This is a genomic window from Halobacteriovorax sp. BALOs_7, assembly GCF_003612895.1.
Taxonomy (GTDB): Bacteria; Bdellovibrionota; Bacteriovoracia; order Bacteriovoracales; family Bacteriovoracaceae; genus Halobacteriovorax_A; species Halobacteriovorax_A vibrionivorans.
Genome location: NZ_CP027772.1, coordinates 2,294,495 through 2,311,593 on the forward strand (window position 1 = coordinate 2,294,495; position 17,099 = coordinate 2,311,593).

General features: G+C 36.6%; 16 protein-coding genes. 5 read left to right on the forward strand and 11 right to left on the reverse strand.

The features are described 5' to 3' along the window. Window positions 1–78 precede the first annotated feature (78 nt). On the reverse strand, window positions 79–375 hold the full coding sequence (locus BALOs_RS15560) for a YHYH domain-containing protein (protein ID WP_371287205.1): 297 nt from the start codon (window positions 373–375) through the stop codon (window positions 79–81). 233 nt (window positions 376–608) lie between these two features. Between BALOs_RS15560 and BALOs_RS10945 the strand changes: the two genes are divergently transcribed. After that, entirely contained in the window at window positions 609–1,436 is an 828-nt protein-coding gene (locus BALOs_RS10945; protein WP_114705252.1) for an Fpg/Nei family DNA glycosylase, read from the forward strand. Here the strand turns inward: BALOs_RS10945 and BALOs_RS10950 are convergent, their stop codons facing one another. From BALOs_RS10950 to BALOs_RS10960, 3 genes are all read right to left on the reverse strand, one after another. Then, window positions 1,437–1,868, reverse strand: a complete 432-nt coding sequence (locus BALOs_RS10950) for a DoxX family protein (RefSeq protein ID WP_120405201.1) — start codon at window positions 1,866–1,868, stop codon at window positions 1,437–1,439. Window positions 1,869–1,970: 102 nt separating this feature from the next. Then, a complete protein-coding gene (locus BALOs_RS10955; protein ID WP_162929656.1) occupies window positions 1,971–2,585 on the reverse strand; it encodes a helix-turn-helix domain-containing protein in 615 nt (204 codons plus the stop codon). 7 nt (window positions 2,586–2,592) lie between these two features. After that, on the reverse strand, window positions 2,593–3,207 hold the full coding sequence (locus BALOs_RS10960) for a helix-turn-helix domain-containing protein (RefSeq protein WP_162929657.1): 615 nt from the start codon (window positions 3,205–3,207) through the stop codon (window positions 2,593–2,595). A 121-nt stretch (window positions 3,208–3,328) separates the two neighbouring features. Between BALOs_RS10960 and BALOs_RS10965 the strand changes: the two genes are divergently transcribed. Further along, complete coding sequence (locus BALOs_RS10965) at window positions 3,329–3,694, forward strand: helix-turn-helix domain-containing protein (protein WP_114705256.1); 366 nt, start codon at window positions 3,329–3,331, stop codon at window positions 3,692–3,694. 145 nt (window positions 3,695–3,839) lie between these two features. After that, complete coding sequence (locus BALOs_RS10970; protein WP_120405204.1) at window positions 3,840–5,606, forward strand: ABC transporter ATP-binding protein; 1,767 nt, start codon at window positions 3,840–3,842, stop codon at window positions 5,604–5,606. 3 nt (window positions 5,607–5,609) lie between these two features. Here BALOs_RS10970 and BALOs_RS10975 read toward each other — a convergent pair whose 3' ends face one another. Continuing rightward, window positions 5,610–6,962, reverse strand: coding sequence for a hypothetical protein (locus BALOs_RS10975; RefSeq protein ID WP_162929658.1), 1,353 nt, complete (start codon window positions 6,960–6,962; stop codon window positions 5,610–5,612). Between the two features lie 224 nt (window positions 6,963–7,186). Between BALOs_RS10975 and BALOs_RS10980 the strand changes: the two genes are divergently transcribed. Both BALOs_RS10980 and BALOs_RS10985 read left to right on the forward strand, forming a co-directional pair. Then, on the forward strand, window positions 7,187–11,125 hold the full coding sequence (locus tag BALOs_RS10980) for a hypothetical protein (protein WP_162929659.1): 3,939 nt from the start codon (window positions 7,187–7,189) through the stop codon (window positions 11,123–11,125). Next, on the forward strand, window positions 11,109–11,624 hold the full coding sequence (locus tag BALOs_RS10985; RefSeq protein ID WP_158536717.1) for an NYN domain-containing protein: 516 nt from the start codon (window positions 11,109–11,111) through the stop codon (window positions 11,622–11,624). Before BALOs_RS10980 ends, BALOs_RS10985 begins: the two co-directional genes overlap by 17 nt. 2 nt (window positions 11,625–11,626) lie before the next feature. On the opposite strand, the gene BALOs_RS10990 is transcribed toward BALOs_RS10985, so the two are convergent. The 6 genes from BALOs_RS10990 to BALOs_RS11015 form a co-directional block, all read right to left on the reverse strand. Beyond that, a complete protein-coding gene (locus tag BALOs_RS10990; RefSeq protein ID WP_162929660.1) occupies window positions 11,627–12,154 on the reverse strand; it encodes an NUDIX hydrolase in 528 nt (175 codons plus the stop codon). Window position 12,155: 1 nt separating this feature from the next. Next, window positions 12,156–12,800, reverse strand: coding sequence for a hypothetical protein (locus BALOs_RS10995; protein WP_114705262.1), 645 nt, complete (start codon window positions 12,798–12,800; stop codon window positions 12,156–12,158). Window positions 12,801–12,811: 11 nt separating this feature from the next. Then, window positions 12,812–13,540 (reverse strand): glycerophosphodiester phosphodiesterase family protein, encoded by a 729-nt coding sequence (locus BALOs_RS11000; RefSeq protein ID WP_114705263.1) that lies wholly within the window; start codon window positions 13,538–13,540, stop codon window positions 12,812–12,814. Beyond that, complete coding sequence (locus tag BALOs_RS11005) at window positions 13,540–15,210, reverse strand: hypothetical protein (protein ID WP_120405208.1); 1,671 nt, start codon at window positions 15,208–15,210, stop codon at window positions 13,540–13,542. Before BALOs_RS11005 ends, BALOs_RS11000 begins: the two co-directional genes overlap by 1 nt. An 8-nt stretch (window positions 15,211–15,218) precedes the next feature. Then, complete coding sequence (locus BALOs_RS11010) at window positions 15,219–16,649, reverse strand: aldehyde dehydrogenase family protein (protein WP_120405209.1); 1,431 nt, start codon at window positions 16,647–16,649, stop codon at window positions 15,219–15,221. 66 nt (window positions 16,650–16,715) lie between these two features. Then, on the reverse strand, window positions 16,716–16,955 hold the full coding sequence (locus tag BALOs_RS11015; protein ID WP_120405210.1) for a hypothetical protein: 240 nt from the start codon (window positions 16,953–16,955) through the stop codon (window positions 16,716–16,718). Window positions 16,956–17,099: the final 144 nt, after the last annotated feature.

The window sequence follows — 17,099 nt, forward strand, 5'->3', positions numbered from 1 at the left end:
ACAATCATTTAAATTTTCAACAAGTTATGGTTCCTGGTGCTTTTTCGTTGATCATGCATAATAATAACACCGACTTCACTACCCATCACAAGCACATCCCTTCGGCTGATAACATTGATACGATCTCGAAATACAAGAATCCCCACACGCCTTACCTTTGCGACATACTTTGCAACAAGCACTATTCACTTTATTAAAATTATAATTTTGATTAGACTTTTGATACTGACTTGAACGAGACGTTCCAGAATTGTGACAATGGTAATCACCAGTCTTTCTATTATTGTGGCACCCTGAAGAATTTGTTCTTCCAGAATGGGCCAAAACATTTATTGAAAAAATAAGAATAATGAATACGATAAAGTTTCGAAACAAAATAAACTCCGATATAATAATATAGAGCCCCCATCGCCATCCTTCAGTTAAAACTTGAACGTACTCGCTTCAAAAAAGCTAACAATTTTAGGTACATACAATACCTGCAGAATATCAAAGATAGTAAAATGAACACCTTACAACGCGAACCTCCACCCACTCTCAAGAGAAAAAAATTCAAAAAAAATGACCATAGTGATAAACTTCTGCCCACATAAAAAAGGAATTAAAAAGTGCCTGAGTTACCAGAAGTCGAAACCATCAAATCACAACTCTCTCACGTTCTCCCAATGGAGATCGAGGAAGTCGCATACTCTGATGTGAGTGATTCCATTGTTAAGGATAAGGACTTCAATCCTAAGGGCATGACTCTTGAGCGTGTAGAGCGCCAGGGAAAGGTTCTGCGTTTTTTCTTTGAGGATCAAGATGGGAATGAGTGGCGAGCGATTTCAGGGTTGGGGATGTCGGGCTCGTGGCGAATTGCAACGGAAGAGATTACTGAAAAGCATACTCATGTAAAACTCATTGGGACAAATGCAAAAGGGCCAATTCATCTAGGCTATATTGACCCTCGCCGCTTTGGTGTCTTCCACCTCTACTCTCCACCAAATGAGGCCACATGGCTTACACGCTTAGGCCCTGATGTATCAAAAGAAGAATTCACTCTTGATTATCTTTTGATGCTAAAAAAAGAGCGTCCCAATAAAGTGTTAAAACCATTTCTCTTAGAGCAAAACTTCTTTGCCGGTGTTGGTAATTATATGGCCAGCGAAATTTGCGCAAGAGCAGGAGTTCGTCCAACGCGAAGAATGAAGACCCTAACGAAGCTTGAGCTTGAAAAAGTTTACATGGCCGTAAAGATTGTTCTCGATGATTCCATTAGCACAGGTGGTACAACTTTTTCTGGTGGCTATCAAGATGCCTTTGGTGAAAAGGGTGAAGGTGTAAAAAACCTTGTTGTCTTTTATCAAAAGATCTGTGGCCTATGTAAAGAGACAGAAGTTAAGAAAATCACACTTGCTCAGCGAGGAACTTACTACTGTCCAAAGTGTCAGAAGTAATCAACCTTCTTGTTGCTTCTTTTTATCTAATTCCTCTTTTAATGGACAACGAAAAATCTGTTTAACAATATCACTGTAAGGCTTACTAAAGAAAGCTAAGTAGATTTCTAAAACGACCAAAACGATTGCAATAGGGAGTCCAGATGGATCCAGCACAATATGCACAAGCAATATATTGAGAATAATTGGTGCAAGAACAACAAGGGCCAATGGAACGAAGACTCCAATCATAAGAAGAGCACCACAAGTTATTTCTGTTATTTTTAAAAGCGGAAAGAAATACTTGGCAGCAACAAGACCTCCCATAAAAGTTTGAAGATCCTTAGGCATATTCTCTGGCGGTGGAAGGAGATTAAAAAGTCCTGCTATTCCAAAAAATACAAATAAAAATCCAAGAATTAATCGCGCTATAGTTGGTAACTTCGTCTTCATCGGAATCTCCTAATTATAGTTATTAAGGAATTATTTCGGTGAAGGAAGAAAAGTTGTACTTAATTTACTTAAAGATTTACGACTAATGTACTTGCTCTTTTTTTAGATAAGTAAGTCTTCAGGTATCTCATAACCATTTAATTGGTTTACAAGATAGAAGCGTCTAGATTTTGTAATAATACGAAAGAAGTCATTTCCAATTTCAGGATCACGTAGCTTTTTACGTAAACGACTTAAATTCACATCAATTGTATTTTCACTAGAAGAACCAAAGAGACTTTTTGATATTATTTCTCTTTCTCCATTACCTGCACGGTTAATGGCCCTAAAGAGGTCCATGTCAGTGCGTCCGATGATAGAGAATAGTTTATAGATTTCTAAAGTAACGAGACGATTAAAAAGAACTTCGATAAAGTCTGTGTCATTTAAACTTTTAAAAGTAAAGAGCTCTCCACCCATATGAATAATACGTTTGTTTCGATCCCCAAAGAAGTCCCCTACTAAGTAGACAAAGTTTGCATCAATATATTGAATCTCATCAATTAATTTATCTTTAAACTCTATCGACTCACCATCTAGATCGAGAATAAGTAACTCACCAACGCCATTATATTTAGGAAATTTTTTAATATACTCAATTTTAAGGCCGCTTTTTTCTTCAATCTTATCCGCTAGATATAGTTTATTTTCATTTGCAGTGTAGGCCATTAATCTCATTGTCATCTCAAATTATTTTTTTAGTTTCATTCTTTAATAAGTGTCCTGGAATCTCATAATTAGTCAGACAACTCACAATGTAAAGTCGTCCATTTTTAGTAATGATTCTAAAGAAGTCATTTCCAACATCTGGGTCTCTTAATTTTTTTCTTAAACGACTTAAGTTGACATCAATAGTGCTCTCACTTGTAGAGCCAAAAATTAATTCACTTAACTTTGACTTTTCTCCATTACCCGCTCGGTGAATAAATCTAAATAATTCAACATCAGTTGGACTCACCAAGTGCAGTAATTTAAACATTTCCTTTTGATGAATTCGTCTTATGATTTCTGAAATAAAATCTTCTTCACTTAAGCTTTTCATAATAGGGCAATTGCCCCCTAGCGAAATAAATCGGCCGATATTATCCCCTTGCAGCGTGTCAGTTAAGAATAAGAACTTAACTTTTGTGTATTGAACCTCATCCAGAAGCTCATCTGTAACTTCATCAAGCTCAACAAATAGGATTTCACCAGGCCCCAGATCATAAGGAAGCTCATCTAAATACACAAAATTGGCACTACAAATGGATTCTATTGCCGACTCTCTAAAGATTTTCTTTTGATTTGGCGTGTAAGCCATTAATTTTATTACCATGATAAACCTTACGTATTTGTAAGTAAATAATATTGCCTAAACATAATATCATTATTGAGTACCAAATAACAATTCTTGGTAATCGATAAAACTGGAGGTTAACACAATGAAAGAGAAAAGAGTTTTTGAAAACATTGCAAAATTGATTAAACAAAGAAGACGCAGCTTGTCACCTAAGGTATCTCAACAAGGTTTATCTTATCGACTAGGTTACAAAAACGGTCAATTTATCAGCAATATTGAAAGAGGACTTTGTTCTGTTCCATTAAGATCACTAAATTCTATTTGTGATGTCTTAAAAGTATCAAAAGAAGAACTAAGGGAAACTCTGCTAAAAGATTATGCAGAGACGATTGATAATTACTTCGCAGAAGCTGAGGGCGAGCAGGAAGAAAGTTCTCAGAGAGTTTCTAGCGACAATGGCAAGGAAATTAAAAGAAATTTCGAATTTGCTAGTAATTACGTAGTCTAGGGTCTAGCTAGACTACGCATTTCACCCTCGTCAATCTCACAAGCACAACGATTCTATACTAATGAGATTGGCGGGGAACTTTTCAAGTATATAAGTTTCAGGCATAATTCGTCCAGTACAGATTTTATGACTAGGAACATATATAATGAATTCACAATCCTCACCTTTACGTAAATTAATTAACCATTTTAACAATAAAAAAGGCCAAATTTATACGGCCTCAACTTTTTCAATTCTCAATAAAATTTTCGATATTGCTCCACCTCTATTAATAGGTCTTGCTGTCGATACCGTTGTTAAACAAGAGGAATCTTTTTTAGCAGAGATGGGAATTAGTGATAAGATCCATCAGATCTATATCTTGGCCATTTTAACTTTTATTATTTGGGCACTTGAATCACTCTTTGAATACCTCTTAAAAGTATGGTGGCGAGGCCTGGCGCAAGAAGTTCAACACGACCTTCGAATGGAAGCCTATGATCATCTTCAAAATCTTCATATTTCTTTTTATCAAGAACAGAATTCAGGGAATTTAACGACTGTTTTAAATGATGATATTAATCAACTAGAGAGATTTCTTGATATTGGTGCAAATGATATTATTCAAACACTAACAACAGTTGTCTCTATTGGTGCAATCTTCTTTTACTTATCACCACAAATTGCCCTACTCTCTCTTACGCCGGTACCTTTCATTTTATGGGGAAGCTTTTACTTCCAAAGAAAGGTTCAGCCACGTTATCAAAATGTAAGAAGTGAAGCGGGCCTTCTAGCAAGTATGTTAGTAAATAATATTGCAGGTATGATGACTATTAAGTCATATGTGGCCCAAAAGTTTGAATACAATCGTCTCGAAAAACAATCAAATCGCTACGCTAGAGCGAATAAAGAAGCCATTAGAGTATCCTCTTCATTTAGCCCTATAATTCGTATGGCCGTTTTATGTGGTTTTCTTTTTACTTTAACAATTGGTGCATCTCAAGTCTTTGATGGATCATTAGAAGTGGGCTCATATTCAGTATTAATCTTTTTAGTCCAAAGGCTTCTGTGGCCTCTAACTCGCCTAGGTGAAACTTTTGATCTCTACCAACGTTCAATGGCATCCACTTCTCGTGTCATGGACCTACTTGAAACAGAGATTAAAGTCATTGATGGAAAAGAAGAATTGGAAAGCTTTGATGGTGAAGTAAGTTTTGAAAATATCAATTTCAAATATGATGAAGAAGACAACACTGGACTTAAAGATATCACTCTTAAAATTCAAGCAGGACAAACTGTTGCTCTTGTTGGTCCAACAGGCTCGGGAAAAAGTACAATGCTAAAACTTCTTCAGCGCTTCTATGATCCTCAATCAGGCCATGTTAACTTTGATGGTAGAAACCTAAAAGAGCTAAAGCAAAACTCTCTTCGCTCTCATATTGGTTTTGTTTCACAAGACACTTACCTCTTTCACGGAACTGTTCTAGACAATATTATTTACGGATCAAATGATGCAACGGAAGTGGATGCCATGAAGGCCGCAAAATTAGCGGAGGCCCATGACTTTATTGAACTCCTTCCCCAAGGCTATCAAACAATAGTAGGAGAAAGAGGACAAAAGCTCTCAGGAGGCCAGAGGCAGCGTATTGCAATTGCGAGGGCCATCCTAAAGGATCCAAAGCTCTTTATCTTTGATGAGGCCACAAGCGCTATTGATAACGAGACAGAGGCCGCCATTCAAAGATCACTTAAGACCATCACTCAAGGTCGCACAACAGTTATGGTTGCCCATCGTCTTTCGACAATTATTCATGCAGATCAGATCTGTGTATTAAATGAAGGAAGAATTGAACAACGCGGAACTCATGAGGAGCTCATTAAACAAGATGGACTCTATCGTGCGCTATGGAATGTTCAAACTGGAAATGTTTAAGAATTAAAAAGCAAAACGAAGTGATGAATAGATGGTGTCGTTAGCTCGATAAGCTGACCAATAAGAGTTCTTCTTTGGCGACTTAATAAGCTCGGCACCTAGATTCACACTTGCACTTCCTGCCCAGAAGGCATAAGTTGCTTCGGCCTTTAAAATGATATCTTCTCTTTCAAAGTCATATTTAAGATCACCCATTACATTAATGAAGTCAGTAAAATAGTAACGTCCTCTCATCCCAAGAGCACTTGCCCACTTAGCTGTATCAGAGAAGAAGTCATCTGAACCACGCTGATTATTAGTCAGAAGATTAATATAGTTTAAAGAAAACATATAATAACCTTGATTCACATTAAATGAGATTGAGGCATAACTTTCTTTTTCATAGTTTGGCTCAATAACAAAATAGTCAGACTCAAATGTCTTATCTTCTTCACGACTAAAGTCTACAACTTTAAAGTCGTTTCCAAATGTTGCCGTAGGATCATTCATATCAATTGAAGCAACCATCTGAACATCGCCTAGTTGTTGCTTATATTGAATTCCATAAAATAAATGGTGGTTTACAAGTGGAGAAGCATCAACTGCAACACGATCATTATCTTGATCAAAGCGTGCCTCAGCATTCATCTGAAGACTATTTTGTGGCTTATAGATAAAGAAGGCCGAGATCTCAGCGTTTCTTTCCTCATTTGAACCAGATAACCTAAATCCAAGAGACTTATTTTTAACAACATCATTATAGATATTAGGCATATTAATATTGTAATAAATAGGAAGAAGATTTCCTTCTAGAACTGTATACTTTGGAGGAAGTCTTACCCACTCACTTCGACTCGTAATATTTCCATCTTCAACTTCAAGACTAGGATTTAATCCAGGAACAAAGAAGTAAGAGAAGAATACCGAGAAGTTAATATTCTTATTAAACTTGTGATCGTATTGAATCCCAACTAGTCCTTCTTTCTTTTCTGATAAGAGATAGAAGCCTTGATTTGGATTTAAGGTATTTAATAACCAATAGTCTTCGTTTTCATTCCATCTTAATAACTGGCGGCCTACACTGATACGATTCTCATCATCTTTAAACTCAACATAAGCTTCAGGAGCAGAGAAATTAAAAGCTGCCTCTTTACTTACATAGGCCCTAGCTGCAAATTCACCATATACTTTTGCATTCCACATCTTTGATTCATAATTCCCTTCAATTTGGGCCCAATCGTCATATTCAGACTTCTTGGCAGGATCATTTAAGCGTTGGAACTTCTCATACGAGATGCTTCCGTCTAGCTGCGCTAGCGTAGATAGGCTTGAAATTGACAAGCAAAGTAATGTAAATCTTTTGATGAAATTATTCATTAAAGATTATTAAATCAGAAAAGGTTCACAAATAGAAGAACTTAAAGCCAACCTAGTAGCCATTACCCTAGGTGTTAACAGTTTGGACACTTATCCGTCAGATTATGTGTACAAACTTAACGCACATTGCAAAAACATTACAAATTATACGGTTATTCCTTTTCATTTAACTAGAAATTTTCTAGAATTTTATCGTGAACAACATGAACAAGTACATTAACACATTGAAATTACGTAATTTCTTTGCTTTTCTAGCAATTTCTTTACTCATTTCCTCATGTGGATTTATTAATGATGACCCAGTCGACGGAGCAGATATCGCTGAGTACGACGGGATTTCAGCTAGTTGTAAAATCGACACCGATAGAATTAAGAAAATATTTGAAGTTAATATTGAAAAAGAGCTTAATTGTGTCCAAGACACCCTAAATAAGTTCAAATATGTTGAAAGTCGTGACAAGCGCTTCTTCTTTAGAGAAGACATCGTACGCTTTGCTAGAAAGTATATGAACAACCCTCCTGGCTCTGCTGACGATATTATCGAAGGGCTTGATCTACTCTTTAAATTAAACTCTCTACTTCAAAGAGATATCCCAGGACAAATGTCTCGTTCAAAAATTGATTCATTCTTTGCTATCTTAAAAGAGATTAATCGCTCTGGTGTAAAGATTGTTGATACAGTTAAAGAGATGCAAAAAGTTGAGACTTTAAAAGAGTACGAAAAACTTTCTGCTCAAATGAGACAACAATCAAATGTTCTTGCAGATAATATCAATGTAATTCTAAGAGATATCCCAGGTCCTGCACAGGCCATCGATATTCAGGATCTAATTTTAGATATCACGAAAGACCTAAAAGACTTTAAACTTGGTAAAGAAGTTATCAACTCTCTTCTATTCGCTAAGAAGCTATTTCTTGGTGGATCGAGAATCTATATTGACTCTGATGAATTCGCCCAATTATTTACTTTTCTTCCAGTGTTCTTAGAAAATATTGCAGATATCTTCTTCCTAAAGAAAGAATACTATAAAGATGGTTCAGCCTACTTTAATGAGCTTGCAAATAATATCGAAGAATTAAAACTCTATGTTTACGAGCACCAGAAAGAAGAGAATATCATCACTATTGATGATATCAATAATATCATCGACGAGTTCTTTACTTCAGATGATATCATCTCAAAAATTCTGGGAACAAATGAAGAGACAAATAGAAAACTAAAAGCGTTACTACGTTACGCTAAACGAGATCTAATCAGAGGTAATCCAGAAGTATTCTCATACTCTGATGTAGAACTTGCCCTTAGCTTAATTAATGTAGGGATTCGCTCATTTGAGTCGGTAAATATATTAACTGACTTAGTTAAAGAAATCGAAGATAAAGACTTTGACCGCAAGGTTGTAATCAAAAAAGAATTTCGTGCAGAAATTGGAAAGCTTAGTACTAATGCTAAGAAACTTTTAAATGAAGATATTACAATTCCTCGTGATCACCAAATGAATATTCTGCAATTTGCAGATGATATTATTGAGTTATACGAATTAGATATTAGAGATGATTTTACAAACTCTCTTCTTGCTCTAAAAGTACTAACAACAGGTGGAACAAGAGAAGTTTTACAACTACCAGAACTCTTAACGATTCTAAGTAAGACAGATCCACTCGCTGCCCTATTCTTTGATCTGATGTATCTTTCTAAGGACTATATTGAAAAAACATCTTTAGAAAAGAATAACTTCTTCTTAGCTCAAGTTCGCTCAGTTCAGGATCTTCTGCTTGATGAACTAGATAGCGACAATGTTATTACAGTAACTGATATTAATAATATTATTGAACAATTCTTTAAAAAGCCTGAAGACTTAGAAAAAGGAATCGCTCTTAAAAACCTTGTTGGAAACTACAAAGATAATATCTTACGTCTCCCACCAAGTGTTGAGCACCTTTCTTTTAAAGAGCTTAAATCGACAGTAAATGTTGTGGCCATTGTCTATCGCTACTTAGCATTCCTAGATTTTCATATTGAGAATGTTGAAATCTTTAAAAAGATGAAAGATGGAGAGGAGACGACAAGAAGTCTTGTTTCGAAAAAAGACTATGTAAATCGATTCCTTTCAATTAAGGCAGAGCTATCAAATTACCTACTTAATAAAGATTTTGTTAATCAAGATGGTTTAATCAAGTCACTTATTTTACGCCTGGAAGAATCTCAGGCCCTATTTAAGAAAGAATTCAATACAGCACTCTACTCTCAAGCAATGTCTTTAAAAGGGCTTGTACTTGGTGGTAATAACTTAATCATCAATAGAGACGACTTATATCACTTAACTGAAATGTCAGAAGGCCTAGCGGAAGTATTATATGATGCTTTCTTTACAGACTTCTCTATTGAGTCCGATTCAGTTCAAAATACGGCAACTGCTCTAAAGTTAATCCGTAAGGTGAAGTCAATCCTTCACCCAGTAACTGAAAAGAGAGACTTCTTCTCAGCAAAGGATATTCTAAGTTTTGCAAATGAAGTCTTACTAGAAATTAATCGTCGAAAAGATAAGCCTAAAGATGAGGCCGATCTTATCAATATGAATAACTTTAAGAGAACTCTAATTGAGTTCACTCAAAGAGTTTTTGATCCAGTTCCTCGATCAGAGTTAATGTATCCAATTCCATGTAAACCAAACCCTGCATATGATCCAGATAAGCAAGGTAGTTCAAAATGGATTTGTTCTGAACTTGATCCTCCGGGAAGTGAAAACTTTGATCTCATGATCTCAAGTGATGCTATAGATCGTATTTTTGAAATCATCGATGGAGCAATTGAAGCACAACTATTCTCTGATGCGACGTTTAGATTCTTCAGTGATCGTATGCAATCTCCTGACCCAGTTTATATTGATCAGAGAGAGTTCCCAACGGAATTAGAAGTACCTGAGTACAAATTAATTACGAAGAAGTCATACGTTATCCTGACAGAAGAATTTGCAAAGGTAGCAAGGGACTTCCGTTACTTTAGAAATAAAGATGGCTTCCCTACTTATCAAGCGCAAATCGTAAGAAATAAGACAGGTTTTAACTCAATCATGCTTTTTAGGAATGTCCTTCCTTACGTACTTGAAGGGTATGCTGTTGAAGGAGACACGACAAACCCAAGAGTATCGAAAGGCCTAAGAGATAACCAACTGAATAACGCTCTAGTTGGTTTAAAGGCAGCTCTTGAAGAAATGGGACTTTGGACTGATGACTTCAAGACATTTGGTGAAAATATTCTACTTCTATCAGATCTCTTCCAGGCAACTTCTGGTGGAGACCTTTATATCAACCTTGATGAAGTAAGTGAGTTTATTGAACTAATCTTTACAGCAGCAAAGATGACTTCTCTACTTGAGGATAATCTCTACGCTGAAAATGAGTGTTCACATCGTGTTGATGAGAACGGGTTCAAAGTTATGGAGTCAAAGTGTATTCGTACGAAATTCTTTGATAAACTATTTGGAGAGAATGAAGAGAACCTTTCAAAATATTTCCCACGTCTAAAGGAATACGTGGATGCAAATAGTAGAGAGCACATCGTTCAATTTATTGAAGGTGTCGAAGTATTCTCAAGAAGTGTAGAAGATATCGATAAGGTATGGTGGAGAACAAAGGACTTCACACTAGTTATCGGTGCAATGTTAAATATCGAATCAACTTATATTAGATTTGATAAAAATGCTGATAATAAGCTCGACCAAGGAGATCTTGATCGTGGTTATGAACAAGCATACAAGAATGCAATTATTAGTATTGCGAAACTTAAAGGAAAATTAAAAACCTTTGGACGTACAGCATTCTTTTATCTACTAAAATACCATAAAGACCCAGGTGCTATTAATGTTGCTTGGACTCATATTTGGTTTAAGAAGTATTTCAAAAAATTCAAGGCCAAAAGGCTTGATATTAGTGAGCTACTGAAATTCCTTGTAGATAAGAGAAAACCTGAAGATCCTTCAATTATGTTTAAAGAAGAGCTTGCAGCTTGTGCGCTCGGAAGAACAGATGTTGATGAGGATGAACTCAATGAGATCTTTAAAGGGATGTCGACTGATATGCTCGTAGAGCAAATTAGACAATGCCATGCTGACTATGTCCAATCAGACGAAAGCGAAGCATTTTATGGAAATTTTTATTAATCAAACTGTTGCTATCTTAATCGACGGTAACAATATTGAAAGAAGCATTCACAGTGTCACAAATAACCAAAATACAATGGTTAACTTCGACACTCTTATCCCAAAGTTACTAGATAACCGCGGTCTTAATCGCCTAATCTATTTTAGAGAAGGTAAGAATATCTCATCAAAGCTGACAGAGAGACTACATAACCACTACTACGGTTCAGTTATTCCTTGTCACAAAAGTGCAGATATCCCACTTACAATTAAAGCAACTCAACTTGCCTCAAAAGTCGATACAATCATCATATTATCTGGTGACTCTGACTATATAGAGCTAGTCCGCCACCTTAGATCTGAAGGTGTACGCGTTGAGATTGCCTCAATTCCTGAAACAACTTCTGGCCTTCTTGTTGAAGAGGCCGATTACTATCATGAAATCGATGAAAGTGATTGGTTTGAGTTACCTGGACAAAGTCGTCCAAATAGAAATAACAAGAGAAAGCATAAGAAATAGAACTATTTTAAGAGGTACCTGCTAATACATAGCTCACTTAGTGAGTGATCCATGTTTTTAAGGACCTCTTTTAGCTCTGAGACAGGCTTAATCACTAATTCAATATCTTCATCAGGGTCAAAGTTTTGCTCTCCATCAGGACGGCAATTCTTGGCCAAGAAGAAATGAGCACTATTTGTCATAAAAGCAGGGTTGACGCTAACACGGCCAAGACTCTCCCATTCGTCACTAATATAGCCAGTTTCTTCTTCGAGTTCCCTTTTAGCTGCAACAAGAGGATCTTCACCTCGATTGATAGCGCCGGCCGGAGTCTCAATAGTGATCTCATCCATGCCAAAGCGATATTGCTCAACAAGAACGATCTTCTTATCTTCAGTGATGGCCACGACATTCACCCAGTCAGCAAGGCGAATAATATCATATGGGCCACAAGCGATGGGCTTTGTCGGATGGTGAGCATCAATTGTCTCGTAAAGAAAAATATTTCCACGATGCTCTTGCTTACGTGATTTTATAATCCATTTTTCCAAACTAGAACTCCATAAGAAGAGCAGCATCGTCTTGTTTTGTGCTCTCTAGTATTTTTTCGTTAGTACGATCTCTCAGTTCAAGGTATTTAATAAAAGCTTCTTTACCGATTTTTCTCAAAAGAAGCTCGTCATATTTCTTTTGGATTTCACGATCAAAGGCCATCTCTTCTTCTGTAGGATTATAAGTATAGTTTTCTCCATACTTCGCCTCAAGCTGATCATGCATATCTTCAAAAGCAGCAATCTTGTCGCTAAAAAGTCCTTCTCTCATATTTAGATAATCTTTGTATTCACGTTCCGTTAACTGAAGCTCATTTAAGAAAAGATCCTTCACGTCACTTAGCCATTGCTCTTCAAGACGATCAAATTCCTCTTCTTTTTCTTCCAGTCTTTTATCAAGCTCTTCATCCGATTGGATCAGAAGGCCTTCTCGAGAGGAACTCACTTCATCTTCCACATCCTCAACTTTTACCGGATCAGAATCTTCATTATCTAATTTTGGTGCGGCACGGTCCTCAAACTCAACGACCATGACTTCACTTTCCTTAACACCAGCAGTGTCACTTCCTGTATTAAATTTTTGAAATAATAGATAGGCCGTAGCGATAATAGCGACGACAATAATAAATGATGCGAACTTCTTCATAAACGACTCAATTAAGGTTTAATATTCTCAAATATTATATTAGCACCTAATCGCTTTGCTGTCCGCATTTGTTCTTTTGTTCTGACAGTCCAAAAGACCAGATGGTTGAAAGTGAAACGTTTGATAATTTGCAGCTGAATTTTTGAATAAGTATCAATATCTAGACCGATGTAATTTGGCCTAATAACTGGAATAAAAGTCATATTGGCCAAGATTCTCTGTTTTAGACGACTAAGCTTTGTATCACTAAAATCTCTTGTAACTAAAAGCCCCAGCGTTAAACTTGGGTAATGCTTGCGAAGCCATTTTAATGTCATTGGATTAAATGATTGAATTGCATAGTCTCCATCATAGTTATGAAGCAACTTCATAACCTCAGCTTCTAAGACACCATCGTGGTCGATAACTTTAATTTCGATAACAAGGGGAACCTTTCCTTGAACAAGATCGAGGACTTCTTTTAAAGTTGGTATTTCCTCATCACCCTTTGCCAAGCGAAGTTCTTTTAAGCTCTTTAGGGTATATTGAGATACCTTTCCGTTGCTGCCAGTCATTCGCGTTAGGGTCTCGTCATGAAAGACCATAACATGCCCATCACTTGATAAGTGAACATCAAGCTCAATAGCATAGCCGTGGTTAACCGCTTCTTGAAAAGCGGCCAGAGAGTTCTCCGGGCATTCCGGGCATTCGTGGCAGTGAAGCCCTCTGTGAGCAATATAAGTATCGAGATAAAATTCCATTATAATGTCTTTAAAAATACTCTTAAATCGGCCTTCTGCTCTTGAGTTAATAATTCATTCCCATCGCGATCAGTGAAGATACGATAGTAATGTCCAGAATTAGAAAGACCAGGTCTAGAAGTATCAAAGAAAGCTTCTGGAATACGTCTTTCATCAGGGATATCCATTCCAACAGGAAAACCATTACACTCAAAATTAAAGTCTAAGATAGGATCATCAGATGGTATCTGATAAAACGTTTTCACTCTTTGATCAGGAGGAGTCATTAACTCACATAGATTTGGAATCGAATTATTGTGTAAATATGGATAACGTGACCAAATCCCATCAAGCGGTGGTGGTACATATCCAACTTGTGGTTCAACGACTGTTTTCATCCACTTAGAAATTTTTAATTCATTTAAGTCATCAGCAAAATACTTCATCCCTTCGTAGCGAAGCGGATCTGTTCCAACATCCTTTACAGGAGTTTCTTCATGATAAATAACCTTGCGAGTTTTGATCTGCTCACTCTTAGACATTAGACCTGAAAATGGTAGAGACCAATTTTTCTGATATTCACCGTGACACTTTTGACAACGATCCTTATAGACGTCCTCACCTCTTTTTGCCGCTTTAATATCGATGCGAGAAATATCGAAAAAGTCATCAATACGTGGTGGCTTTGTTGCAAAAGCAGCTGCCGTTAATTCACGAATAATATCAGGATTATCCTGCATCCATTTCTCTAACTCTCTTAAGTCAGTTCCACGACCTAATTCATTCCACAAGAAATTAGTAAAGATTGGATTTCCAGAAACGATAGAACCATCAGATAACCAACGAGTCTTATATTTTAGGTTCCACCAAACAGCAGGCTTTGAATCAGCAACAGTTGTCTCTAGTGGATTAAAACGTGGAAAGATTTGAGTTAGTTTTGATTTTGTCGCATACTCATCTGTCTTACGACGAGCAAGAGATAAGGCAACTTGAGGAAGTGAAGTATCAAGCCCTAATACCATTGGAGAAGTTGCACCAACAGCACCAATATTCTTACGAGAGCGACGAAGCATTTCAACTTCACCATCAGTTGCATGAGTTACTTTTTGAAACATTTTTGATGGAATTAAAGGAAGAAGCTTTCTTGCCTTAACAAATAATTCGTTGGCCTTAACGGCCTTATTTGTTAGCCCCATTACACTTGTTCCAAATAGGCTTGCAGAGTGGCAAGTAGCACAACTAAAAGTAAGTCCTTTCCCCCACTTTGTATCCACAATACTTGCACCCATATAGTAATCAGGTCTCTCTCCATCTGGATATGGGATACGATAAATGCCAGTTGCATTCTCATCATTATATGGATTTAGTCCTAACCATTGATAAAATGATTCAACACTATCTACTCCAAACTTCTTTTCACCAAGAGTTGTTAGAACAAAGTTTACAAATTTCTCATCTTTTAATTCAAAGAAATTCTCAAAAGCATCATATGGTATATAAAGACCTGTAACATCAACAGGCCATTTAAGAGCATGCTTAATACCGTGCTCTTTTATTTCTTCTAATTCTTCATTTGAAAGTTTATATAGGTTTTCTCTATTTTCGCCTTTTTCTAATCGAACATCTCTTCCCCAGTCTGGAGCGTATGCAAAACTACTGAAACATAATACGAATAATAAAAGTGCTTTCATTCTTTCCCCTAAAATAAGATTAGTTTTTTACGAGTGTAATCTTCCATTGCATAAGCTATTCCCTCGCGACCAAGACCAGAGTCTTTAATTCCACCATATGGCATTGCATCCATACGAAATCCTGGAATATTATTGAAGATTAATCCTCCAACCTTAATTTTTCGACTTGCCTCTTTCATATTTACTAAGCTGTTTGTGAAAACACCAGCTTGTAGGCCATATTTTGAATCATTTACAAGTTCAATTGCCTCAGAAAATGAGTCATAAGGCTCTAGAATCACGACAGGACCAAAGATTTCCTCGCTTACCACCTTCATATCAGGGTCAGTATTCGTTAAAACCGTTGGTGCATAGATATTATGCTCTTCATCGATAACATGGCCACCGCATAGAAGATCGGCCCCTTTATTGATAGCTTCTTGTACCCAGCTATGGATGCGCTCAAGTGCTGCGGCATTAATAACAGGCCCATTTGTGATGAGCTTATCACTAGGATCTCCTGAAGCAACCATCTCAACTTCTTCCAAGAATGCTGAAACAAAGTTCTCGTAAATCTCACTTGCAATATAAACTCTTTGAGTAGATATACAAATTTGGCCAGCATATAAGAATGCACCATTAACAATTTTGGGAATGACTTCATCAAGTTCATCCACATCATTAACGATTACGGCCGCATTGCCACCAAGTTCAAGAAGACACTTCTTCTTTCCACAATTTGCTTTTAATTCCCAACCAACTTTCGCACTTCCTGTAAAAGAGAAAACATTAATTCGATCATCTTCTAAGAATAATTGTGCTACATCATTTTCACAGACAACGACATTTAAAATACCTTTTGGAAAACCAACTGTTGAAAGGAGCTTGGCAAAAGCTAAAAGAGTAATTGGTGTTGACGGTGAAGGTTTAACGATAACACTGCAACCAACAGCTAGAGCTGGGGCAATTTTATGAAGAGCTAAATTTAGTGGAAAATTAAATGGTGAAACACCAAAGACAACTCCTTCTGGCTCATGTTGAATCATGGCCATCTTATCTGCACCGGGTCCATAACTTAGATCAGGTGTCTCACTAGAATGATGACGTGCTTTTTCAGCAGCTAGTTTTATTGTTTCTAAGCAGCGGCTAATTTCAGCTTGTGCATATTTAATTGGCTTACCTGCTTCTCTACAAATTAATTCAGCAAAGTAATCTGCTTCATCCTCTAGTGCATCTCTTAATTTAAAAAGAAGATTACTTCTTTGTGCACTATCGAATTCTTGATAATTTTTAAAAGCTTTTTTAGACGAATTAACGACATGATCAAATTGCTCATGAGATAATAAGCCGATCTCCCCTAACATTTCCTGAGTGTACTTATCTTTAACGTGTAGAGAGTCATCTGCGGACAAGAACTCGTTTGCCACAAATGAAGAATGAAATTGTGAGTATTCGCGCATAAAAAAACCACCTTGTCTAAGGTGGTATTCTATCTAGATAAAATTTGATGGGTCAAATAATAAAATCTAAAAATCAAATTCACTACCAGCATGCTGGTTGCTTAATTCAAAATTAAATGAGGGGTTTTCGCGTAAGAATGATTTTTCACCACCAATAAAAAGTTTGATGGAACATAAGTAACATAATTTAACCTTTATCTCTCTTCCGTTAAATGCAGAAAAGATTTTGGCCTTAACTAGCTTACTACGCTGCGGTCCGTTTGCGAGAGACCAATTTCTTCCAGCGGCTGAACATGCATCACACATCTCTTGAATCCTCTTCTCTTAAAGTTAATTTCCATATTAATTATTGATATCTGTCTCCATATATTTTATCGTCATTTCAGAATAAAACTTAAAAAATTTATGTTAGCTATAATTCCAAACACTTAGCGCTGACACTCTGGGCCA